Annotated in this window: 19 protein-coding genes; 10 read left to right on the plus strand and 9 right to left on the minus strand. The window is 60.9% G+C overall.

The features are described from left to right. Positions 1-226: 226 nt before the first annotated feature. The 3 genes from DevBK_RS17950 to DevBK_RS17960 form a co-directional block, all read right to left on the minus strand. A complete protein-coding gene (locus tag DevBK_RS17950) occupies positions 227-2224 on the minus strand; it encodes a methyl-accepting chemotaxis protein (protein WP_317186432.1) in 1998 nt (665 codons plus the stop codon). 185 nt (positions 2225-2409) lie between these two features. Continuing rightward, positions 2410-3126, minus strand: a complete 717-nt coding sequence (locus tag DevBK_RS17955; RefSeq protein ID WP_317186433.1) for a copper homeostasis protein CutC — start codon at positions 3124-3126, stop codon at positions 2410-2412. Continuing rightward, positions 3123-4034 carry an ROK family protein gene (locus tag DevBK_RS17960; protein ID WP_317186434.1) on the minus strand — a complete coding sequence of 304 codons (912 nt, stop codon included), beginning with the start codon at positions 4032-4034 and terminating at the stop codon, positions 3123-3125. The genes DevBK_RS17955 and DevBK_RS17960 overlap by 4 nt, the downstream gene beginning before the upstream one ends. A 123-nt stretch (positions 4035-4157) precedes the next feature. On the opposite strand from DevBK_RS17960, the gene DevBK_RS17965 reads away from it, so the two are divergent. Continuing rightward, positions 4158-5366 carry a TIGR03862 family flavoprotein gene (locus DevBK_RS17965; RefSeq protein ID WP_317186435.1) on the plus strand — a complete coding sequence of 403 codons (1209 nt, stop codon included), beginning with the start codon at positions 4158-4160 and terminating at the stop codon, positions 5364-5366. Here the strand turns inward: DevBK_RS17965 and DevBK_RS17970 are convergent. Continuing rightward, positions 5357-7234 carry an ABC transporter ATP-binding protein gene (locus DevBK_RS17970; RefSeq protein ID WP_317186436.1) on the minus strand — a complete coding sequence of 626 codons (1878 nt, stop codon included), beginning with the start codon at positions 7232-7234 and terminating at the stop codon, positions 5357-5359. The two genes, DevBK_RS17965 and DevBK_RS17970, sit on opposite strands and share 10 nt — an antisense overlap. A 91-nt stretch (positions 7235-7325) precedes the next feature. Between DevBK_RS17970 and DevBK_RS17975 the strand changes: the two genes are divergently transcribed. Next, entirely contained in the window at positions 7326-7694 is a 369-nt protein-coding gene (locus tag DevBK_RS17975; protein ID WP_317186437.1) for a VOC family protein, read from the plus strand. Between the two features lie 3 nt (positions 7695-7697). Here the strand turns inward: DevBK_RS17975 and DevBK_RS17980 are convergent, their stop codons facing one another. The 3 genes from DevBK_RS17980 to ilvA all read right to left on the minus strand — a co-directional run bounded on the left by DevBK_RS17980 (position 7698) and on the right by ilvA (position 11400). After that, on the minus strand, positions 7698-8393 hold the full coding sequence (locus DevBK_RS17980; RefSeq protein WP_317186438.1) for a pyrimidine 5'-nucleotidase: 696 nt from the start codon (positions 8391-8393) through the stop codon (positions 7698-7700). A gap of 78 nt (positions 8394-8471) precedes the next feature. Further along, positions 8472-9707 (minus strand): hypothetical protein, encoded by a 1236-nt coding sequence (locus tag DevBK_RS17985; RefSeq protein ID WP_317186439.1) that lies wholly within the window; start codon positions 9705-9707, stop codon positions 8472-8474. 175 nt (positions 9708-9882) lie between these two features. Further along, positions 9883-11400 (minus strand): threonine ammonia-lyase, biosynthetic, encoded by a 1518-nt coding sequence (ilvA, locus tag DevBK_RS17990; RefSeq protein WP_317186440.1) that lies wholly within the window; start codon positions 11398-11400, stop codon positions 9883-9885. A gap of 189 nt (positions 11401-11589) precedes the next feature. Here ilvA and DevBK_RS17995 point away from each other — a divergent pair, with 189 nt between their 5' ends. Continuing rightward, the gene (locus DevBK_RS17995) at positions 11590-12177 is read left to right on the plus strand and encodes a TetR/AcrR family transcriptional regulator (RefSeq protein ID WP_317186441.1); all 588 of its coding nucleotides are present in this window, start codon (positions 11590-11592) and stop codon (positions 12175-12177) included. 4 nt (positions 12178-12181) lie between these two features. After that, a complete protein-coding gene (locus tag DevBK_RS18000; RefSeq protein ID WP_082511692.1) occupies positions 12182-13675 on the plus strand; it encodes a DHA2 family efflux MFS transporter permease subunit in 1494 nt (497 codons plus the stop codon). Between the two features lie 32 nt (positions 13676-13707). On the opposite strand, the gene DevBK_RS18005 is transcribed toward DevBK_RS18000, so the two are convergent. Both DevBK_RS18005 and argB read right to left on the minus strand, forming a co-directional pair. Then, positions 13708-14499, minus strand: a complete 792-nt coding sequence (locus DevBK_RS18005) for a sulfite exporter TauE/SafE family protein (RefSeq protein ID WP_061908947.1) — start codon at positions 14497-14499, stop codon at positions 13708-13710. Positions 14500-14718: 219 nt separating this feature from the next. Then, the gene (argB, locus tag DevBK_RS18010) at positions 14719-15618 is read right to left on the minus strand and encodes an acetylglutamate kinase (protein ID WP_061908945.1); all 900 of its coding nucleotides are present in this window, start codon (positions 15616-15618) and stop codon (positions 14719-14721) included. Positions 15619-15775: 157 nt separating this feature from the next. Here argB and DevBK_RS18015 point away from each other — a divergent pair, with 157 nt between their 5' ends. The 6 genes from DevBK_RS18015 (at position 15776) to DevBK_RS18040 (ending at position 21818) form a co-directional block, all read left to right on the plus strand. Next, positions 15776-16357: a sigma-70 family RNA polymerase sigma factor gene (locus tag DevBK_RS18015; RefSeq protein ID WP_244483991.1), complete on the plus strand. Its 582-nt coding sequence runs from the start codon at positions 15776-15778 to the stop codon at positions 16355-16357. Next, positions 16354-17055 (plus strand): anti-sigma factor domain-containing protein, encoded by a 702-nt coding sequence (locus DevBK_RS18020; protein WP_317186443.1) that lies wholly within the window; start codon positions 16354-16356, stop codon positions 17053-17055. The genes DevBK_RS18015 and DevBK_RS18020 overlap by 4 nt, the downstream gene beginning before the upstream one ends. A gap of 696 nt (positions 17056-17751) precedes the next feature. Then, on the plus strand, positions 17752-18318 hold the full coding sequence (locus DevBK_RS18025) for a fasciclin domain-containing protein (RefSeq protein WP_062629721.1): 567 nt from the start codon (positions 17752-17754) through the stop codon (positions 18316-18318). A 197-nt stretch (positions 18319-18515) separates the two neighbouring features. After that, positions 18516-19004 carry a peptide-methionine (R)-S-oxide reductase MsrB gene (gene msrB, locus DevBK_RS18030; protein ID WP_061911936.1) on the plus strand — a complete coding sequence of 163 codons (489 nt, stop codon included), beginning with the start codon at positions 18516-18518 and terminating at the stop codon, positions 19002-19004. Positions 19005-19091: 87 nt separating this feature from the next. Beyond that, positions 19092-19805 (plus strand): type 1 glutamine amidotransferase, encoded by a 714-nt coding sequence (locus tag DevBK_RS18035; RefSeq protein WP_317186444.1) that lies wholly within the window; start codon positions 19092-19094, stop codon positions 19803-19805. Between the two features lie 72 nt (positions 19806-19877). After that, positions 19878-21818 carry a methyl-accepting chemotaxis protein gene (locus DevBK_RS18040; RefSeq protein WP_317186445.1) on the plus strand — a complete coding sequence of 647 codons (1941 nt, stop codon included), beginning with the start codon at positions 19878-19880 and terminating at the stop codon, positions 21816-21818. Positions 21819-21827: the final 9 nt, after the last annotated feature.

A 21827-nucleotide genomic window follows, 5' to 3' on the forward strand; every position in this document is an offset into this window, starting at 1 on the left:
CGGCCTACCCCTCATTGGATGGACGGCTATGAGTGTTTTACTGATCCCTCATTGGGTCAATGCGGATTCATTGCGAGGATATAGGTCAATTTACGTATATTTAACGATGTTGATCCCGCATGATCTGATTTATAGTTCTGGCGCGCAGCGTCTATTCTGAAATCTAAAACAAAACGGCAGCACCTTCCGATGCCGCCGCTTGTTTACAGTCTAGACTGCATTTCGATCAGAATTCGTCCCAGTCCGTCGAGACCGCAGCATTGCCGTGGCTTAGGTACTGGGCCTGCGCGGGTTTGGCCTTTGCTGCCGGGCGGCGGACGGGCGCCACGTCGACAGGTGCCGAGCGCTCGGAGACGCGGAAGACTTCGACGATCGTGTCGAGTTCGTTGGCGCGGGCCTCGGTTTGCTCGATGGCCGCGTTGGTTTCTTCGACCAGAGCGGCATTGTGCTGGGTCATCTCGTCCATCTGGCGCACGGCCACATTGACCTCGTCGATGGCCTGGGCCTGTTGCGCGCTTTCGCGGGCAATTTCGGCCATCATGGCGCTATTGGCGCGCATGGCCTCCAGCATCGAACTCAGCTTGTGGGCCGCGTCGGACACGAGGCGCGCACCGCCATCGACTTCCCGCGCGCTTTCCTCGATCAGCGCCTTGACGTCCGACGAGGCTTCGGCAGCCGATTGTGCCAGACGGCGCACTTCGACGGCGACGACCGCAAAGCCCTTGCCCGCTTCGCCGGCACGTGCCGCTTCCACCGAGGCGTTGAGCGCGAGAAGGTTGGTCTGGAAGGCGATATCGTCGATCATGCCGATGATGTTCGAGATCTTTTCCGAGGCAGTGGTGATCCGGCCCATAGCGGCCGTCGCCTCGTCCATCACCTGGCCACTTTGCACGGCCGATTGCGTGACAGCCTCGGCAGTGGAGCTACCGCGCTGCGCGCGCTTGGCGTTCTCGGTCACGGCCTGAGCAAGCTGCTCCATGGTGGCCGAGGTTTCTTCGATCGTTGCTGCCTGGCGCGTGGTGCGCTCGGAAAGATCGTTGGCGCCGGCCAGGATCTCGCCGGTTGCCACCTTCACACCGCGCGAGGTGGTGCGGAGACGCGTCACCACATCGGTGAGCGTATCGGCAACGCGGTTCATATCGGTCTGCAGTTCAAGGAAAGAGCCCTGGTGCGAACCGGTCATGCGCTGGGTCAGGTCGGTATCGGCAAGCGCGCCGAGGACCGAGCCGGCATCGGCAAGGCCAGTACGCACGCTCGACACCATGGCGTTGAAGTTCTGCGACAGACGCGTGATGTCTTGATCGGCAAAGTTGGTGGTGATCGCGCGGCTGAAGTCGCCAGCCATCGCGGCTTCCACCACGTCGTCGAATTCGGCCTGGAAGACTTCCATGGTCTTGGTGCGCGCGGCGGCCTTCAATGCCGCGGCCTGTTCCTGTGCCGTCATCGAGGCCATCTTGATGCCGTTGTCCTTGAAGACCTGCACGGCCTGGGCCATTTCGCCGATTTCGTCGGCGCGGTTGGCGCCTGGCACTTCGGTCTCGAAGTCGCCTTCCGAGAGAGCCCGCATTGCGGTGGTCAGGCGGCTAACTGGCCGGCCAAGCTGGGATGTGCCGATGTAGACGGCCGCGCCGGTGCCGGCGATGATCCCGAGACCGGCAACGGCCAGCAAGAGAGTGCGCATCGTGCCTTCAAAGCCAACCAGATCCTGCTGGATGGCCTGGTAGTCTGCAAGGTCGGTGGCGACGATCGCATCGATATCGGCCTGGAAGGCCTTGCGATTGGCGCGGTTCTCGTCGGTATTGCCCTGAGCGTTGGCCTGGGCTGGGTCGACATCGCGGCCAAGGCGCGCCGTTTCAGCGCGGAACGTGCGGAAGGTCTCCGCCTTATCGGCCATGGCGGTGAACGCAGCCTCATCTCCAACTTCGACCAGAGGGCGCCAAAGATCGAGAACGCGGTCCATTTCGTCGAGCTGGGTCAGGATACCTTCGGCGAACTGGCCGGCTTTTTCGGTATTGGCTGCCGCGTAGACACCGCGGGCTTCCATGACCACGGCCGTCACGCGCCGATTGAGCGACTCGCCATAGAGCGCGCGCTTGGAGGCGTGATCGAGGCGTTCGATCTGGTGGTCATATTCGGCCACGACATATAGGCCAATGCCGGTGATCAGGGCAGCGACAACGCCCATGATGCCGACGATAGTCAAAACCTTGCCGCGGATGCGCATGCGACAATACCTTTTCAGTGCGCCGTGGGGTTACGGCTTGGTTAAAAGCCGCCCATCCGCCGAACACCTATTCTGGGTTCTTGTCGCCGAATTGCGGTCTACTTCCGCACTATAGTAGTTTTCCTCTTAATGTATGGTGAAACACTTATAAATCGGCCATATCTCAAGAAAAACAAGGCCTTACCCTAAAGTCGAAGTGCTGTTTTCAAGTCTGCTACAGATTTTGCAGAGGTTGTTCGGCGATTTAAGCTCGTAAATCCTAGTTTTGCTGCCAATTGATTGTCTGCCTTCGCCGGTGCTGAGCAAGAGCCATGAATGGCGGCAAAAGGCGCATTCTTCAGAAGGCTGCGGACGTTAGCGGCGCTGATGCCCGCGCCGGGCATGATGGCAATGCGCCCGGCAGCTATTTGGTGCGCTCGTGCAAGATCTTGGATGCCTTCGAGCGCCGTGTGGGCGCGGCCCGAGGTCAGGATGGTGTCGAAACCGAGCGTAATTGCCGGCTCGATCGCCTCTTCCAAATCGGGCACCAGATCGAAGGCCCGATGGAGGGTTTTCTTCAGACCCTTGCTCCGTTCCGAGAGTTGCGTCAGCGTCTCAATATCGAGGCGCCCATCTGCATGGCTTGCGCCCAACACGACGCCTTCGATCCCTGTTTCTCGGATCGCATCGATCTCAGCGATCATTTGCGTAATTTCATCGCGGTCAAAGACGAAGTCGCCAGCGCGTGGGCGGATCATTGCGCGCGCCGAAATCCCGGCGCGTGCAGCCAAAGTCACCAAACCGATGCTCGGGGTCAAACCGCCGAGTTCCAGCGCCGAGCAGAGCTCCACCCGGTCGGCACCATTGGCTTGCGCCACGCCCAGTCCTTCGGTGCTGTCGATGCACACTTCGAGAATAGTCATGCGCCAGCTCCCAGCCCAAGCGCCGCGGCGCCAACCAGACCCGCATCGGCTGTCAGTTCCGCTGGAACGATTAGCGGCCGATCGAGATGCCGGAGAATGCGTGGCCGCACCGCGGCGTCGATGTGCGCGATCAGTTCACGACTATTGCCGAGCCCACCGCCCACCGGCACGATGTCTGGTCCGATGATATTGACCACCAGCGCCAGCGGCTGCGCGAGGAGGGCGATGAAAAGATCGATTGTCTGAGACGCTGCGCTATCGCCGGCCGACCACGCGTCCACGATGCTGGTGCTCGGCAGTTTCGCGCTATGAAGATGCCGATGCAGCCTTTCCATGCCTCGTGCGCCGCCGACGGTGTCGAGGCAACCCGAGAGGCCACAGCCACAGGCAAAGTGCGGCAAATCGTAGGGCGCGACATCGACCTTGGTCGCAACGATCGTCCCATGCCCCCATTCGCCGCCGAGCCCACCTGCGCCGGGATGCGGCTTTTGATCGACGACGAAGCCGCCGCCAACACCGGTCCCGAGAATTGCGCCGAACACCACGCGATGTCCGCGACCGGCGCCCGATGTCGCCTCCGCTAGCACAAAGCAATCGGCGTCATTGGCGACGGTCACGGGGCGATCGAGCCGCTTAGCCAGTTCGTCGGACAGCACTTTTCCGTCGATACAGGGAATGTTGGCGCAGGTGACCAGACCCGTCTGCGGATCGACCACGCCGGTGATGGAAATGGCAATCGGCGATCCCGCCGGCGCGCCGCCTTTGGCTACGAAACCAGCGATGACAGCAACGAAGACCTCGAAATCCTGCGTTGGCGTCGGCTGGCGGCCGAGATGGATAAGGGAATCAGGAGTCGTCGCGGTTGCGGCTTTGATCGTCGTGCCGCCAATATCGAAACAGGTGATCATGGATGGTCTTGGAAGAAAAGGTGCGCCGACACTAGCCTCTGCCTTTCCTCGGCGCCAGACGATGCCATAGCCGCAGCCCACGAAACTGGTTATGCATCGGCCTCAATTTTCTGGAGCCGCGGTTTGAACAAGGTCGGAATCATCGGGGGCGGACCTGCGGGGCTTATGGCGGCCGAAGTGCTGGGGAGCGCCGGTTACACCGTTACCGTCTTCGATTCCATGCCTACAGTCGGGCGCAAATTCCTGATGGCCGGTAAATCCGGGCTCAACATCACCCATGCCGAAAGCCATTCCGCTTTGCTCGACCGGTACGGTGCTGCCCGTCCAATGCTCGAAAACGCACTCAATAGCTTCACCGGCGAGGACGTCCGGACTTGGTGCGCTGGCCTTGGCGTCGAAACCTTTGTCGGTTCCTCCGGCCGCGTTTTCCCCAAAGCCATGAAAGCCTCGCCGCTCTTGAGGGCCTGGCTCGCACGGCTGCAAGATCTTGGCGTCACCATCCGCACCCAATGCCGCTGGGCCGGGTTCGACGGCGACAGCCTCACCTTCCAAACCCGGGCCGGCGAAGAGCGCCACCAATTCGATGCCGTTCTCCTCGCCCTCGGCGGCGCCTCCTGGCCGCGTCTTGGCTCCGATGCTGCATGGGTCGAACCCCTTCGCATGAATGGGGTCGAGATCGCGCCTTTCCTCCCCGCCAATTGCGGTTTCGACGTTGATTGGAGCTCTTTCTTTATCGAGCGCTTCGCCGGCCAGCCGTTGAAATCGGTGACCGCCACCAGTGCTGCCGGTACCATCCCGGGCGAGTTCGTCGTTACGCGCTGGGGCGTCGAGGGCAGCCTGGTCTATGCCCATGCCGCGACCCTCCGCGATGAACTCATCGGCAAGGGCACAGCTGTCCTCACGGTCGATCTCATGCCGGGCCGCTCAACGGAGCGCCTAGCCGCCGATCTTGCGCGTCAGCCCACTAAATTGAGCTTTGCCAACCGCATCCGCAAAGGTGCGGGACTCGATCCAGTGAAGGCTGCGCTCCTCCGCGAGTGTTTTCCAAACGCCAACGCGCTCGACCCCATTGCGCTCGCTGCAGCCATAAAGGCCGTGCCGATCACGCTCGAGCGCACCCGCCCAATTGCCGAAGCCATTTCCTCGGCCGGGGGCGTTGCCTTTAGCGCCTTGGACGAAAACTTCATGCTCAAGGCGCTCCCCGGCACGTTCGTCGCCGGCGAGATGATCGATTGGGAAGCGCCCACCGGCGGCTATCTCCTCACCGCGTGCCTCGCCACCGGCCGTGCCGCCGCCGAGGGCATGATCGCGTTTCTCAACGCTCAGCGATAACCCGCCGCCTGCAATTCGAAGAGCTCCGCATAGCGCCCGCCCAAAGCCAGCAGCTCTTCATGCGTGCCGGCCTCGAGAATAGCGCCGTGCTCCAAGACTAGAATGCGATCGGCCATGCGCACGGTCGAAAACCGGTGCGAGATGATGACCGCCGTCTTGCCGCTCGCCAGCCCCTTGAAGCGCGAAAACACCTCTGCTTCCGCCTTGGCGTCGAGCGCTGCCGTCGGCTCGTCGAGAATGATCAGCTCGCTGTCGCGCATATAGGAGCGCGCAATGGCGACCTTCTGCCATTCCCCGCCCGAGAGATCGCGCCCCTGCTTGAAGAGCCGCCCCAATTGCTGGTCATAGCCCTTGGGCAGCTTGGCGATGACGGCATCGGCAAGGCTCTGTTCCGCCGCCTCGTCGATCCGCCCCTGATCGTCCTTATCCTCGATCCGCCCCACGCCGATGTTGTCGCGCGCGGTAAAACTATAGCGGATGAAGTCCTGGAAGATGACGCCGAGATGGGCGTGGATATCGCGTGGCGCCATATCCTTGAGATCGACACCATCGATGGTGATGCGCCCCTCGCTCGGGTCGTAAAGCCGCGCAAGCAGCTTCACGATCGTCGTCTTGCCCGCGCCATTCTCGCCGACCAGCGCTAGAGTCTCCCCCGCCTTCAGCGTGAAGGACAGATTGCGGACGACCCAATTCTCAGCCTCGGGATAGCGGAAGCCGACATTTTCAAAGCGCACGCCATCCCGGATCGGCACCGGAAACGGTTTTGGGCTGGCCGGCGCCAAGACAGTCGGCTCGATCTCGAAGAAGGAAAAGAGATCGTCGAGGAACATCGACTGGCCCGCAATGGCGGTAAAGCCGAGCAGGATCTTTTGGAACAGCCCATTGAGCCTGAGGAACGAGCCGGACAAAAAGGCCAGATCGCCGATGGTGAACTCGCCGGCAATGGTGCGCCAGACGATAAAGGCATAGGCGGCGTAATAGGCGAGGGTGGCGATCGCCCCGAACAACGCGCCCCAGCCATTGCGCAAAATGGCGATGCGCCGGTTCTCGATGAAAATGTCATGCGCGAGCTTGCGGAACCGCTCGATCAGAAACTCACCGAGCCCGAAAAGCTTGATTTCCTTGGCCGTCTCGGCGCTGGCCCCGATATAGCGGATATATTCGAGTTCGCGCCGCTCCGGCGTCCGCCAACGGCTGACCATATAGGCCATGGTGTTGAACCGCGTTTCGCCCCAGATTGAGGGCACGAAACTCAAGGGCAGCAAGAGGATCAGCCACGGCGCGTAAACGAAGAGGCCCGCCGCCAGCGTCACGACGGTGATCATGTCCTGCGCCTGGCCGAAGAGCTGGCTCAGCAGCGCATTGCGCCCCGCCGCCTGCCGCCGCGCCCGCTCCAGCCGGTCCTGATATTCCGCGCTTTCGAAGTGCATGAGGTCGAGCTTGGCAGCATGCCCCATCAGCTCGACACTGACCTGGTTGGAATGAAGTTCAGAGAGGATGGAATCGACGAGCCCGATGCCGCGCGCAATGACATCATTGCCGAGCACCAGCGCCATTTCGAGGAGCAGCAGCAAGAGGATCGGGTTCAAGAGCCCCGCATTCCACCAATCGGTCCAGTCCGGCCCGGGCGGCGTCAGCGCGGAAAGCCGCACAACCTCGTCGACGATCAGCTTGGCGGCATAGAGCACAGCAATCGGTTGCAGTGCTGCGATGAGCCGGAGGCCAATGCTGGCGGCCGTCATCGTCCGACTGGTGCGCCAGATCTGCGCGACGAGCCGCCCCAGATGCCGGAGATTGTCCAGCCGCTGCCTGAAAGTCGGAGATTGTTCGGGAATGGGCGGTGGTCGGCGCCCTGGAAGATCGGTCATGACAGTATTCTAGTTGGGCGCCGCAGATTAGGCGAGTAGGCAACCGCGCTCCCCGACAAACGTTCCCTCGGAACGCATGGAGGAGGAACCAATGCTCAAGGACAAAGACAGCGCCGCCATCGTTGCGGTCAAAGATATCGACCGCGCGCGCCGCTTTTATCGCGATGTGCTCGAACTCGAATTGACGAGCGATGGCGATCAGGTGCTGCAGTTCAAGACCGGCAAGACAGCACTCGTCGTCTATGTCTCGGACTTTGCCGGCACCAATCAGGCCAATGCTGTCGTCTGGGGCGTCGGCGACGAAATCGAGGCGATCACCCGGCGCCTCGCCGAAAAGGGCGTCACCTTCGAGCGCTATGACGGCATGGACTATGCCGACGGCATCCACCGCGCCGGCGATTTCGCCATGGTCTGGTTCAAGGACCCCGACGGCAATATTTTGCATCTCAACAGCATGTAGCGCTCAGCGCAGATTGCGCAAAAACCCTGCGAGATCGCCAGTCACGTGGTGCACATGTGGGCCGGTCGTCTGGCCCAGCTCCCAGGCTTCCACCTGGTCATGCGCAAACTCGGCGCCCGGCACCACCTGTACCGTCGCCATTCCGATCTCGTGCGGCACGACCAGGTTTTTTTCGAGGTCGTCGAACATCACCGCCTTGGTCGGGTCGATCCCATAGCGGCCAAGGAACCCGTCATAGGCCTGCTTATGCGGCTTGGGCACGAAGGTCATGGCGCGGATATCGTGCACGTCTTCGAACAAGTCGGGCCCGCCGAGACGCCCCAGCACCGAGCGCGCATGGTTGGTGTCGCCATTGGTCAAGATGAATTTCCGGCCGGGCAGAGCGCGGATGGCATTGATCAACTCCGGATGCGCAGTGACCGGCGAATAATCGATCGCGTGCACCGTGTTGAGGAAATGCTCGGGATCGACCTTATGGCCGTGCATCAGCCCATTCAGCGTCGTCCCAAAATCCCGATAGTAGCTTTTCTGTAGGGATCGCGCGGCCTCGAAGTCGAGGCGGGTCACGTCCATCACATAGCGGGTAATCAGTACGTCGATCTGGGCAAAGAGATTGCACTCACGCGGATAAAGCGTGTTGTCGAGGTCGAAGACCCAATCGGTAATGTGGTTGAAGTTTGGTGCGGCAGGGCTGTTCATGGCGCCAAGCTAGCACAAAATGATGAAAGCTTCATCAGGGGTGCGAGCCTCCCATAGGAGGCTCGCGAAGTTTTGCGCTTATTCGGCGGCAGCCTGGTTGGCCGTGATGGCAAGGCCGAGAGCCGAGATCAGGCTGGCTGGGTTGGCGGCAGCAGCGCTCAGAACCAAGAGGGTGGTCGGGGTCGCCGGCTTGACGGCAACTTCGATGCTCTTGGGGTCATCGAGGAAGGTGTTGACCTGCGGCACGACCATGTCGGTCAGCTCGGGCACACCGGCCTGGCCGACAAGCTGCGGCACCATGGCCTTGAGGCTTTCGACGAAGGCAGCGCGATCGGCACCGGACTGGCTGGCGAAGAGGTCGAGCAGCTTTGGTGCAAGACCGGCATCGTCATAGCGCAGGCTCGAGCTCGTCAGCGTCACGGCCTGGAGCAGTTCCATGCCCACCATCATCTGCTGGGCCTGCTGCTCTTCCGGCGTCGCGTCCGGCTTTGCCGTTTCCATGGCATTGATCTTTTCGAACACGGCAGGGGTCAGGCCCGACATGTCCATCTTGAAGTTGATCGCGCCGACATCGGCGAAATCGAGCAAGAACTCGTCGATCACCATGTGGCCGTCAGCCAGGCCCCAGGTCATCTTCTCGCTGATATTGCCGTTGATTTCGGTCAGGCCAAGCGCCTGGATCACCGGGCCGGCCTGCGGGTCTTCCTCGGCCATGGAGGTCAAGTCGGCCCAGATGCCGGTGATGTCGAAGGTCGAGGCAATGTCGGTGACGGCGTCGGCATCGTCATAGGTGAATTCGTTCGTCGCCTCGATCGAGTCGATCGAAAGGAAATCGGCGCCGTCGCGCGTGATCTTGAGCGGACCGGTCGAAACGCTGCCCACCGAAGCGAGGAGGGCGGTCATGTTCACCTTGTCCTCGGGCGGCAGATAGATGTCCGTGGCGGAAATGTCGGTCAGTGTCAGGTGGCCCGTCGGTTCTTCGGCAAAGTCGGTGTCGATATCGGGAACGGTCAGCGCTTCAGCCGTGAAGCCGCCATCATCGGCGTCGGCAACGCCGGTAAAGGTCAGTTCGGTATCGATGGTGAGCGGGTCGCCTTCCATGCCGGCCACGGCAACGGTGGCACCATCGACGGTGATGGTGGTACCATCCAGGGTGGCGGTGCCAAACGTAATGTCATAGCCCCCGACCTTGTAGACTGCTGCAAGGCGGTCGACGAACGTCTGCGCGTCGAGCGCCATTGCTGGCTGCATGAGCGCGAGGGTCGCCAAGCCGGATGCAAGCATCAGGCCCTGGATCTTCGTGGTCTTCATCATGGTCTGCGTCATCCTTGATGTTAATGAGGTTGCGGAATTACTCGAACGCCCGCCTGTCCCCCGGTTGAATTGCCCCTCGAAGACTGACTGCAGTCGATAAGCGGCAGAATTGCGTCCGTTCTTATGGCACTGGTTTATTTCGCCACAATGTCGAACTCTGCTTAGCCAATTCGGTTCAATTTGCTTCAAGAAATAGACGATAGGCGGAATTTTCCGTTTCGTCCCAATAGGGAAAGCCGATGGCGTCGATATGGGCATAGAAGTCGTGACGCGTTTCAGGCGGCACCTGCACACCCACTAATACGCGTCCATAGTCGGCGCCGTGATTGCGATAATGGAACAGCGAAATGTTCCACGCGTCATTGAGTCCTTCGAGGAATTTGAGCAGCGCGCCCGGCCGCTCTGGAAACTGAAAGCGGAAGACCATTTCATGGTCGAGGTCATGCACGCGCCCGCCGACCATGTGCCGCACATGTAGCTTGGCCACTTCATTGTCGGTCATGTCGGTCACCGAGAGACCGTTTGACGAGAGGAGCTCGATGATCTCGCGCTTTTCGGTATCGCCCTGGGTGAGTTTTACGCCGACAAAGATATGGGCGCCGACGCCATGAGCGTAGCGATAGTTGAATTCGGTGATGGCTCGCCGCCCGAGTAGGCGAATGAAAGCGCGATAGCTGCCCGGTATTTCGGGGATGGTCACCGCCAAAAGCGCTTCGGCCCGCTCGCCGATTTCGGCGCGTTCCGCCACATAGCGCAGCCGATCGAAATTGACATTGGCGCCCGAATTGATGGCGATGAGGCTGCCCTCGGGCGCTGCGCCATCCTCGACATGCCGCCGCAATCCCGCCAGCGCCAGGGCGCCCGCCGGTTCGGCAATGGCGCGCATATCGTCAAAGATATCCTTGATCGCCGCGCAAATTTCGTCGGCCGTCACGGTGACAATGTCGTCGAGCAGGTCCCGGCAAAGCCGGAACGTCTCGTCGCCGACCTGCCGCACCGCGACGCCATCGGCAAAGAGCCCGACCTGATCGAGCGGCACGGGGTGTCCTGCGGCGATCGCCGCCTTCATGCTCGCCGCTTCTTCTGGCTCGACGCCGATCACCTTGATCTCGGGCCGCAAAAACTTGACGAAACTCGCGATCCCTGCCGCGAGGCCGCCCCCGCCCACCGGCACATAGATGGCGCCGATTTCGCCCGGATGCTGCCGGAGCAATTCCATGCCCACCGTACCCTGGCCGGCAATCACATCTGGATCGTCGAATGGGTGGACGAAGACGTAGCCATGCCGTTCGGCCAGGCCCGATGCATGCGCCCGCGCCGCGTCGAACCCGTCGCCGAAAAGCACCACCTCGCCACCCAGACGCTTGACGGCATTGATCTTGATCTCGGGCGTCGTCGTCGGCATGACGATGATCGAGCGCACCCCGAGCCGCGTCGCCGACAGCGCCACGCCCTGCGCATGATTGCCTGCCGAAGCACAGATCACGCCGCGCGCCCGTTCCTCGGCCGTCAACTGGCTCATGCGATTGTGCGCGCCGCGGATCTTGAACGAAAAGACCGGCTGCAAATCCTCGCGCTTGAGGAGGATATCCTGACCGAGGCGCTGCGAGAGAAGGCGCATCGGATCGAGCGGGGTCTGTTCGGCAACTTCATAGACCGCCGAGGTCAGGATCTTGCGGACATAGTCGGTCATTGCGGGCTCCCGGAATTGGCCGTGATGGACGCCTGCTGACAGAAAATGTCAATCGCCTCAGCCACACACCCATGCGCGGCAGGCATGACACATTGTCTCAATCAAATGATTGATTGATGTTTGCGGTAGAGCTAATGATCCGCGCCAGAAATTGCTGAAAGCGTCTCGATGCCCTGCTCGTCTCCATCTATGACCCGGCGCGAAAGCGGCGACGATCGGCGGATCGCCATCGCCCAGGCCGCACGCGCTCTGATCATCGAAAAAGGGCTCGAGGGTCTCCGCACCCGTGACATTGCCGAGCGGGTGGGCATCAATATTGCGACGCTTCACTACCATGTACCGACCAAGGAAGCCCTGGTCACGCTCGTTGCCGCATCGCTTCGCGAGGACTTCAAGGCCTCGGCCCAGCGCCATCCGCGCGCCGATCTGCCGGGTATCGAACAACTCCGCATCGAGTTCGTCGAATTCGCCGAGATCGTCGCGGACTCGCCCGAGCTGATCGGTGTCCTCAGCGAACTGATCGATCGGGCCCGTCGCGATCCGTCGATCGCCGACATCATCCTGCCCATGCAGAGTTTCTGGACGGGCCAATATGCCGAAATTTTCCGGACCGGCGTGAGCGACGGCTCGTTCCGGCCCGATCTCGACCCCGAGGCTGCCGCCGTCATCACCACGGCCGCCTTGTCCGATTGCTGGCGTCCGCATCGGCGTGCACAGCTCCCTGCTGTCACTGCCGAACTCGAACGCGCTTTTTCAATCCCTTCGTCACAAGGATAGATCCATGTCCTCTCCCCATGCTCAAGCCGGCGCTGCGACGCCGCCCGATCCGCGCCGATGGGTGGCGCTCTTCGTGCTGCTCATCGCCAATTTCATGAACCTCATCGATGTCACCATCGTCAATGTCGCGCTCCCCTCGATGCGCACCGGGCTCGGTGCCTCCGATACCCAGATCGAATGGGTCATCGCGGCCTATATTCTCGCCTTCGCCCTCGGGCTTCTGCCCTTCGGCCGCCTCGGCGATATTCTGGGGCGCACGACGCTGTTCCTCTGGGGCGTTGCCGGCTTTACCGCCGCATCAGCCCTTTGCGGACTAGCGCCCAATATCGAATTTCTCATCGTCGCCCGCATCATCCAGGGCCTTGCCGGCGCCATGATGACCCCGCAGGTCCTCGCCATCGCAACCGTCACCTTCCCACCCAATGAACGCGGCCAGGCCTTTTCGCTCTTTGGTCTTTCCGCGGGCCTTGCTTCGGTCTGCGGTCCGATCCTCGGTGGCGTCCTGATCTCGGCCAATCTCTTCGGCCTCTCCTGGCAGCCGATTTTCCTCGTCAATATCCCGATCGGTATCGCCGCCGTCGTCGCGGGCTGGTTCCTGATCCCGCGCCTGCCGGGACATCCGTCGCTCAAGAACGACTATGTCGGCATTGCCCTCTTCGGTCTTGGCATCATGGCGGTGGTCTTCCCGATCGTCGAAGGTCGCGCCTATGGCTGGCCAGCCTGGTGCTTTGCCATGATCGTCGCCGGCCTTGCGCTCATCGTGGCCTTCGTTTTCTGGACCCGCCACCGCGCCGCCGCCGGCCAGTCGCAGCTTCTGAACTTCGACCTGATCACCAATCGCCAGTTCATGTTCGGCGCCTTGGTCGTCACCATCTTCGCTTCGGGCATTCCCGGCATGTTCATGGTGATTTCGCTGCTCCTGCAGGGCGGGTTCAATTTCACCCCGCTTGAATCGGGCCTCACCAATACCCCGTTCTCTGTCGGCGTCCTGATCGCCTCGCTCATCGCCGGCCGTTTTGGCGCCCACTATCTCCGCAGCCGCCTTGCGGCCGCCGGTGCACTCCTCAGCTTCGGCATTGGCTGGCTGCATTTCTACATTGCCGGCGTTGGCGATACGATCGACCATTGGGCCTTCCTGCCGCCGCTGCTGATCGCGGGTATCGGCCTTGGCCTCGGGTTCTCGTCGCTCTTCCAGCTCGTTCTGGCCAATGTGCCCCAGCGCGATGCCGGTGCCGGTTCGGGCGCGCTCCAGGCGTTCCAGCAGGTGGGTGGCGCGCTTGGCGTTGCCATCATCGGCGAAATCTTCTTTACCCACCTCGGCAATTCCATGGCGACGGGCTCTGCACCCCACGCGGCCTTCGCGGATTCGACCGCCATGGCGCTCTGGTATCAGGTGATCAGCTTTGGCCTCGTGCTCTTGCTGGCCTTTGCCTTCAAGCGTCCAGCGGCCAGGGCGCCGGGCGGCGCACCGCAGCAGCATGTCGCGATCGAAGTTTGATCTCTCGGGGGACGGCGGTGCGCTGCCGTCCCTCAGCTCGCCTTGAACAGCAGTTCCCAGGTCTGGAATAGCGCGAGGCAAACGACCAAAGTGCCGACCATCAGCATCAAGCGCTTGGGCGGCAGGATGCGAACGATAAAGCCCGCCAAAGGCGCCGCGATCACGCCGCCGACCACCAGCCCCGCCACTGACCAGAAATACTGATCGATCCCCTCGGCCTCGCTCCAGTGCCCGGTGAGAAGGGCGGTGATAAAGGCGATCGAAACCGCCGTCGTCACGAAGAATTCGACCGTGTTGACTGTGCCAACGACAAAGCGCGGCGCGCCGCCCGAACCGATCAGGCTCGAGGTCACGATCGGCCCCCAGCCGCCACCACCGGCAGCATCGACAAAGCCACCGGCCACACCAAGCGGCATGACGATCTTGGTCTGCGGTTCGCGATAGGCGCCCCGCACGCGCAGGGCGCGATAGAGAATGAACACACCAAGCAGCCCGAGATAGGCGGTCACGTATGGCCGCAGCACCGCACCGTCGATCGCGGTCAGCACATAGGTGCCGAGCACGCCGCCGACGATCCCCGCCGGCGCGAGCCGCCAGAACAGCTTCCAATTGACGTTTCGATTGCGCACATGGCTCGTCGCCGAAGCGGCCGTCGTGAACATTTCGGCGGCATGGACACTGGCCGAGGCTGCAGCCGGCGGTACACCGAAGGAAAGGAGCATGGTCGAACTGACGACGCCATAGGCCATGCCAAGCGCACCGTCGACGATCTGGGCCAGAAAGCCCACCACGGCAAAAATGAAAAACTCCGAACCCAAAAGCATCCCCCAGCTTTATTTGGTTCTCGAAACAAGGCTCATGCGGATTCCGTTCCGGTGGAGGCGGGGCGGTGAAACTCACCGCTACCCAGATCAGCCCCGATCATTTGACATATCTGCGATTGTCACCCCGGCGAAGGCCGGGGCCCATCTCGAGATCTCAGGATGGATCCCGGATCAAGCCCGGGATGACAACCGGTGGTCGTGGCAGATCCGAAGAAGGACTTACCTTACGATCAGCGTACCCGCACCGAACTCGGTAAAAAGCTCCACCAGCACCACATGCGGCTGCTTGCCGTTGAGAATGACAACACCCTCAACGCCTGAATCGAGCGCCTCAAGGCAGGTCTCGACCTTCGGAATCATCCCGCCCGAAATCGTCCCGTCGGCGATGAGCTTCTTCGCGTCGCTCACCGTCAGTTCGGGGATCAGCTTGCCATCCTTGTCGAGCACGCCCGGCACGTCGGTCAGGAACAGAAGGCGCTTGGCGCCGAGCGAACCGGCAATGGCGCCTGCAAAGGTATCGGCATTGATATTATAGGTGTTGCCATCGCGGCCGGGCGCCACCGGGGCGATCACCGGAATCATTTCGGAGCGGGCGAGAAGATCGAGGAGGGTCCGATCGACTTCAACGGGTTCGCCGACAAAGCCGAGATCAAGCACGCGCTCGATGTTGGAGCCGGGATCTTTCACCTTCTTTTCGGCCTTACGGGCAAAGACCATATTGCCGTCCTTGCCGCAAAGCCCGATGGCCCATTCGCCTTCGGCATTGATCAGCGCGACGATTTCCTTGTTGATCGAACCGGCGAGCACCATTTCGACGATTTCCATCGTCCGTGCGTCGGTGACGCGAAGGCCGCCTTCGAACTTGGATTCGATGCCGAGGTTTTTGAGCATCGAGGCGATCTGCGGACCACCACCATGCACGACGATCGGATTGACCTTGGATTGCTTCAAAAGCGCAATGTCGCGCGCAAAAGCCTGGCCAAGCTGGGCGTCGCCCATAGCGTGGCCACCATATTTCACCACGACGGTCTTGCCCTCGTAGCGCTGCATATAGGGCAGGGCTTGCGCGAGGATGCCGGCATCGTGGCTGAAGCGATCGGTCGTGTTCTGGTCGGTCATGGGTCGACTGTTTCCTCGGGAAAGACCTGCGGACGGGCAAGGGTCTAGTGCATTTTGTCGTCCGTTTAAATCATTGGACGCGACAAAATCGTGGCCGATGATCCATTTCCTCCACAATTGCGTTGTCCGTGCTGCGAGTGCGTGGAAAGATGCTCGCATGGAGGAGCCGGAACGACATTCCGGACATTTGCCGATGCAAGCTGAAGCCCGCGACATTGCGGACCTGATCTCTCGTTGTGCCTTGCGCGACCGTGTCGCTTTTCGCTCACTTTACGACCGAACAAGCGCGAAACTTTTCGGCGTAGTTCTGCGTATTTTAAAAGACAGAGCCGAAACCGAGGAAGCGATCCAGGAAGTCTACGTCAAGATCTGGCAAAAAGCCGATCGATATGTCTCAAGCAATACCAGCCCCATTAGCTGGCTTTGCGCCGTCGCCCGCAATCACGCCTTGGATATCATCCGGGCGCGGCGTCCGATCAGTGAAGACATAGACGTTGCCCTTGATATCCCCGATCTCAGTCCTGACCCTGAACGGCAGGCGGAAGCAGCCGAAGATGGCGCGCGTATCGAGGTTTGCCTCGCAACGCTCGATCCCGATCGTGCCGATGCGGTGCGTGGGGCCTATCTTGACGGCTTCAGTTATGAGGAATTGGCAGTCCGCCATTCCGTGCCGGTCAACACGATGAGAACATGGCTGCGCCGCAGCCTCATAAAGTTACGAGAGTGCCTGACGACATGACCGAGCAAGATTTTACAGAAGAGGACCAGGGCCGCGCCGCGATCGCCGAATACGTCCTCGGCTTGCTTGGCCCCAAGGCGCATGCCGAGATGACGCGTAGGATCGAGCAGGATGCAGCCCTCCAGCGCGAACGCGATTTCTGGGTCCAGCGCTTTGCCTATCTCGACAATCAGGTCGAGCCTGTCGGCCCACCGGCCCATATCTTCTCCGATCTCGAAACGAGACTTTTCGGCGCTCAAAAGCGCGCTTCCCTGTGGGATAGCCTTGCCCTCTGGCGGTCCGTCGCAGCCGGCGCTCTGGCCGTCGCCGCAATCGCCGTCGGGTTCAGCACGCTCCAGCCCCGCCCCGATTCCGGCCAGCTCGCCAATCAGCTCGTCGCCGCGCTCCAGGCCGAAGGCAGCGATGTCGAATTCGTCGCCCTCTATGACGGCACGGGCGCTGTTCGCCTCACTTCGCTCTCCGGTCACTCCGTACCGGGCAGCGATTATGAACTCTGGGCCATCCAGGGCGGCCACGACCCCATTTCGATGGGTCTCGTCCCAATCGACGCCCGCACGACCGTCGAACTCACCGACGCCGTCCGCTCCGGCTGGGGCGAAGGCTCGGTCCTTGCCATAACCCTAGAACCCGCCGGCGGCGCTCCCAACGGCGTCCCCACCGGCCCAATCGTCGCGCAAGGCGCTGTCACGAAGATCTGAGGGTTTTAGGGCTGGCGAACGACGCCGGCTCAACGTGGCATTGCTCTGGGGCTGGCTACCGAAAATCTCCTCAGATCCACAACCTGTCACCCCGGCGAAAGCCGGGGCCCATCCTCGAATGTCAATTTACCGCAGTCAGCGCGCTTCAGTGCGTCTGCGGCCGGGATTTCAGGTGCAGTAAGAAGCCCGAACCGACACTCGGGACTTGTTGCTTTAGATTTCCATGGCCCATCTCTTCCCATGGCGTCATTCCCGCAAAAGCGGGAATCGGTCTTCCCTCAACCCGGATTCCCGCTTTCGCGGGAATACCGCCGCGGGTGGGGTGACATGTGCGAGCGACCCTCGGGTCAGGCCCGAGGGAAGCACGGGGTGAGGCGAGATCGGTGCAAGGTAAACACGCCTAAGGAGCTTCAGTCGCTTCCAAGCCCATCTACGATCTTTCCTTGAGGGGCACTAAGGAGAAGGCCGGCGATACGTCCAAAGCCGACAATCCCGCGTAGAGGAGATGGCTCTCCATCACGTCTAGCCAAGTTCTTCCCCATTCCTGAACAAACCCGCACGGCACCCGTCGCCAAAAAGTTTCACTAACTTTCTCGCAAAAACACTGAAACTCGCGAAAACTGATCCGAAAATTCCTTCGTATCTTTCCATGTCCCGACAATGAACGGGAACAGAATTACAGGAAGGAACTTTCATATGACCATTTCTCTTCGTGCTCTCTCGGTTGCAGCCGTTCTCTCGTTTGGCGCTCTCACCGGCACCGCAGCATTTGCGCAGGACAACCCGATGGTTGGCGGCGCAGCAATGTTTGCTGACAAGAACATCGTCGAAAACGCTGTAAACTCTGCTGATCACACGACGCTCGTTGCTGCCGTCAAGGCTGCCGGCCTCGTTGAAACCCTCTCCGGCCCGGGCCCATTCACCGTTCTCGCCCCGACCAACGAAGCATTTGACGCTCTGCCAGCCGGCACTGTCGAAACGCTCCTGAAGCCAGAAAACAAGGATCAGCTCACCAAGATCCTGACCTGCCACGTTATCCCGGCCAAGGCTCTGTCGACCGATATCGTCTCGATGGTTGAAGCTGATGGCGGCGAACATGTCGTCGACACCGTTGGTGGCTGCAAGCTGACCCTCAAGGCTGCTGATGGCAAGGTTACCGTGACCGACGAAAACGGCACCGTTGCCAATGTCACCATCGCCGACGTGATCCAGTCGAACGGCGTGATCCATGTCATCGACAAGGTTCTCACCCCCAAGATGTAATCTCAACTGGGTCGAAGGGTGCATTCAGCAATGAGTGGCTCCACTCCCCGGCCTGAATGCGTAACCCGTCCACGCCGACCCTCATGAGGTGATGAGGCTTCGCTCCCCCCGTTGCGAAGCCTCTCTATTTTTTGACGCATCAGCACCCCGACGATCGGCTAAGATGCGCCTGTGCTCGAAAGGATTTTACCATGCAGATCTCTCGTCGCAGTTTTCTTGCCGCCGGCTCGGCCATGGCCGCGATTTCGGCGCTGACGCTTTGGCGCACGGGCGATCAGCCGAGCGCTGCCGAAGGCGATTTTCCCTTTAAGCTGACCGATGCGGAATGGAAGGCCAAGCTTGACCCTGCCGCCTATGACGTTCTCCGTCATGAAGGCACCGAGCGTCCCTTCACGTCTCCGCTCAATGACGAGCACGGCACGGGCGTCTTCCACTGCGCCGGTTGCGATCAGGCTCTGTTCAAGTCCGAAACGAAATTCGACAGTGGCACCGGCTGGCCGAGCTTTTACGATTTCATCCCGGCTGCCATCGGCTCCACTGAAGACAACAGCTTTGGCATGACGCGCACCGAAGTCCATTGCAGCAATTGCGGTGGTCACCAGGGCCACGTCTTCAACGACGGTCCCGCGCCGACGGGCCTGCGCTATTGCATCAATGGCGTCTCGCTGAAATTCGTCGCCGCCTGATCGGCATGGCTGAGTTGAGCGGGCCGGAGTTGCACTTCCGGCCCGAGCTTTTATAGGTGAAGCATCCTTTTCAGCCCATGGGCTCCGATGCGCATCACCATCATTGAGACCGGTTACGTTCCAGAAGCTCTCCGTCCCGAATATGGCTCTTACCCAAAAATGTTCGAGCGCATGCTCGGCAGCACCGGTGACGATTTCAGTTTTGACGTCATCGCTGTCGACGATAACGGAATGCTACCCGATCCAGCGCAGTTGGACGCTATTCTGATCACCGGTTCACCCGCAGGCGTCTACGAAGATCACGCCTGGCTGCCCCCGCTCCGCGATTTCATCCGCAAAGCCTACGCCGCTCAAATCCCCATGCTCGGCGTCTGTTTCGGCCACCAGATCATGGCCGATGCCCTGGGCGGAAGAGTCGAAAAATCCCATAAGGGCTGGGGACTTGGCCGCCACACATACGAGGTCAAAGCCCGCCCCGGCTTCATGCCCGATGCGCCCGAAACCCTCTCTATCGCCTGTTCGCATCAGGATCAAGTCGTCGAGGCGCCAACAGAGGCCGAAGTTATCCTCGGCTCGGACTTCACCCCCAATGCCGGCCTTCTTTACAAAACAGGAAAAGCCCTGAGTTTTCAGCCACATCCGGAGTTTGTGGATAGTTACGCCGAGGCGCTGGTGGACCTCCGCCGCGGCATCGCGCCAGATGCAGTTGTCGAGACGGGTTTCAAGTCGTTCGATAAGCAGTCCGACAGTTCTCGGGTGGCCAATTACATTGGCGCTTTCTTCCGCAACAACGCGTCATAACTTATGTGAAACAGCGTATTAACTAAGAAGGTTCATCTTTGCAGGCATGCCCTAGCGTCAAGGTCTGCAAATATGTTTGGCTTCAATAGCTTATCCATCACCAAAAAGCTCCTCATCGTCTTTATAGGCTTTGGTGTCATCGTCGCTGCCCTCGGCGGCATGGCTCTTTTCAGCGCCAAATCCCTCGCCGATCGTGGCGACGAAGTCGGCACCAGTTTCGCGCCTCACATCAAGGCGGCGATGGAAATCAAGCTGAACACCACAGCGGCTCATCTTCAGTTCGAAGAGATCATGGGCGGCGACGAAACCGAAGATATTGCAGAGGTTTGGGCCAAACTCGACCGCGCCGAATTCTATCTTGGCGCCATCCAGAACGGGGCAACGAGCGGCGACGAAACCTATCTCGCCTCGACCGACGAAGGCGTCCAGACGGCCATCCCCAAGGTCGCGGAGGCGCTCAGTGCGTTCCGCGCCGCTGGTGAGCAGCGCTATGCCGCGCGCGGCAATGGCCAAGAGGGCGTTGGATCAGCCGCCGACACGGCATTCGACGCAGGCTATGATAGCGTCATCAACGAAGCGACCAGCCTTGAAAGTCTCGTCCATGCGGACTTGCAGGCAGGCCTTGATCGTCTTGAAACCGCTCAGGTCTTTGCGATCGCAACACTACTGCTTGCGGGGCTTGGCGCAGCGATCGGCTGCCTGACCGTCCTCGTGTTTTTCCAGAAGGTTGTTGCCGCGCGGCTCTCACAACTCGTTGGCATTACTGCCCAATTGTCCAAAGGCAATACCGACATCGAAATCCCGGCGCAGAAGATTTCGGACGAGCTTACGGTGATGTTCGACGCGTTTTCCAGCTTCCGCGGCGCGCTGATCGAACAGGCTGAACTCGAGCGCAGCGAGCAGGAGCGCAGCACGGAAAGCGGGCACCGCCGGCGTGCCTCCGATAGGTTGACCGAAGACCTGCGCGAGACGCTACAGGCCGTGATGGGTGGGCAGCTCGCCAAGCGCGTTTCTGCCGATTATAGCCAGCCTGAACTCAGCGGTTTGGCTGGCGAGGTCAACTCACTCCTCGATGCCGTCGACAAGGGCCTGACCGGCACCGGCAAGGTGCTCTCGGCCCTGGCACAGGCCGACCTGACCAAGCGCGTCAACGGCGAATTCCGCGGTGCCTTTGCCGAATTGCAGCACAATACCAATGCGGTAGCAGACCGGCTCGGCGAATTGATGGGGCGCCTCAAGGATACTTCGCACCTCCTCAAGACAGCCACAGGCGAGATCCTCGCTGGCTCGAACGACCTTGCCGAACGCACCAGCCGCCAGGCGGCCATGGTGCAGCAGACGACCTCGACGGTGGCGGGCCTTTCAGGCACCGTGAACGAGAATGCCAAGCGTGCCGTGGAGGCCAATCGTTCGGTCAACGATGCCTCGCGCATTGCGGTCGAAAGCGGCATTGCCATGGAATCGGCCAATGCCGCCATGCAGCAGATTTCGACCTCGTCGGCCAAGATCTCCAACATCATCGGCATGATCGACGACATTGCTTTCCAGACCAATCTCCTCGCGCTCAATGCTTCGGTTGAAGCGGCGCGGGCAGGGGAGGCAGGCAAGGGGTTTGCCGTGGTTGCCGTCGAAGTGCGGCGCCTCGCTCAATCGGCCGCGGAGGCGTCCTCGGAGATCAAGCAACTCATCGAAATCTCTGCCGGCGAGGTCCACGCCGGGACCGAAGTCGTCATGCAGATTGCCGGCCAGATTTCCTCGCTCAATCTTTCAGTCAAGGAAAGCGCCAAGCTGATCGGGGAAATCGCCGAAGCGAGCCGCGCTCAGGCGCAGTCGATCGGTGAGGTCAGCGTCGCCGTGCGGCAGATGGATGAGATCACCCAGCACAATGCGGCGCTGGTCGAAGAAACCAATGCTGCCATCGAGCAGACCGAGGCACAGGCTGAAGAACTCGATCAGATCGTCGCGGTCTTCGATATCGGCGATACACGCTCGGCAACGCGCTACGCTGCCTGATACCAGGCG

Origin of the sequence: Devosia sp. BK (assembly GCF_032907385.1) — a bacterium.
In the GTDB taxonomy this organism is placed as follows: domain Bacteria; phylum Pseudomonadota; class Alphaproteobacteria; order Rhizobiales; family Devosiaceae; genus Devosia.

Excerpts from the sequence above, each read along its gene's own strand:
- DevBK_RS17950 (WP_317186432.1), bottom strand. The coding sequence starts at position 2,224 with ATGCGCATCCGCGGCAAGGTTTTGACTATCGTCGGCATCATGGGCGTT.
- DevBK_RS17955 (WP_317186433.1), bottom strand. The coding sequence starts at position 3,126 with ATGACTATTCTCGAAGTGTGCATCGACAGCACCGAAGGACTGGGCGTG.
- DevBK_RS17960 (WP_317186434.1), bottom strand. The coding sequence starts at position 4,034 with ATGATCACCTGTTTCGATATTGGCGGCACGACGATCAAAGCCGCAACC.
- DevBK_RS17970 (WP_317186436.1), bottom strand. The coding sequence starts at position 7,234 with ATGACCGATCTTCCAGGGCGCCGACCACCGCCCATTCCCGAACAATCT.
- DevBK_RS17975 (WP_317186437.1), top strand. The coding sequence starts at position 7,326 with ATGCTCAAGGACAAAGACAGCGCCGCCATCGTTGCGGTCAAAGATATC.
- DevBK_RS17980 (WP_317186438.1), bottom strand. The coding sequence starts at position 8,393 with ATGAACAGCCCTGCCGCACCAAACTTCAACCACATTACCGATTGGGTC.
- DevBK_RS17985 (WP_317186439.1), bottom strand. The coding sequence starts at position 9,707 with ATGATGAAGACCACGAAGATCCAGGGCCTGATGCTTGCATCCGGCTTG.
- ilvA (WP_317186440.1), bottom strand. The coding sequence starts at position 11,400 with ATGACCGACTATGTCCGCAAGATCCTGACCTCGGCGGTCTATGAAGTT.
- DevBK_RS17995 (WP_317186441.1), top strand. The coding sequence starts at position 11,590 with ATGACCCGGCGCGAAAGCGGCGACGATCGGCGGATCGCCATCGCCCAG.
- DevBK_RS18000 (WP_082511692.1), top strand. The coding sequence starts at position 12,182 with ATGTCCTCTCCCCATGCTCAAGCCGGCGCTGCGACGCCGCCCGATCCG.
- DevBK_RS18005 (WP_061908947.1), bottom strand. The coding sequence starts at position 14,499 with ATGCTTTTGGGTTCGGAGTTTTTCATTTTTGCCGTGGTGGGCTTTCTG.
- argB (WP_061908945.1), bottom strand. The coding sequence starts at position 15,618 with ATGACCGACCAGAACACGACCGATCGCTTCAGCCACGATGCCGGCATC.
- DevBK_RS18015 (WP_244483991.1), top strand. The coding sequence starts at position 15,776 with ATGGAGGAGCCGGAACGACATTCCGGACATTTGCCGATGCAAGCTGAA.
- DevBK_RS18020 (WP_317186443.1), top strand. The coding sequence starts at position 16,354 with ATGACCGAGCAAGATTTTACAGAAGAGGACCAGGGCCGCGCCGCGATC.
- DevBK_RS18025 (WP_062629721.1), top strand. The coding sequence starts at position 17,752 with ATGACCATTTCTCTTCGTGCTCTCTCGGTTGCAGCCGTTCTCTCGTTT.
- DevBK_RS18035 (WP_317186444.1), top strand. The coding sequence starts at position 19,092 with ATGCGCATCACCATCATTGAGACCGGTTACGTTCCAGAAGCTCTCCGT.
- DevBK_RS18040 (WP_317186445.1), top strand. The coding sequence starts at position 19,878 with ATGTTTGGCTTCAATAGCTTATCCATCACCAAAAAGCTCCTCATCGTC.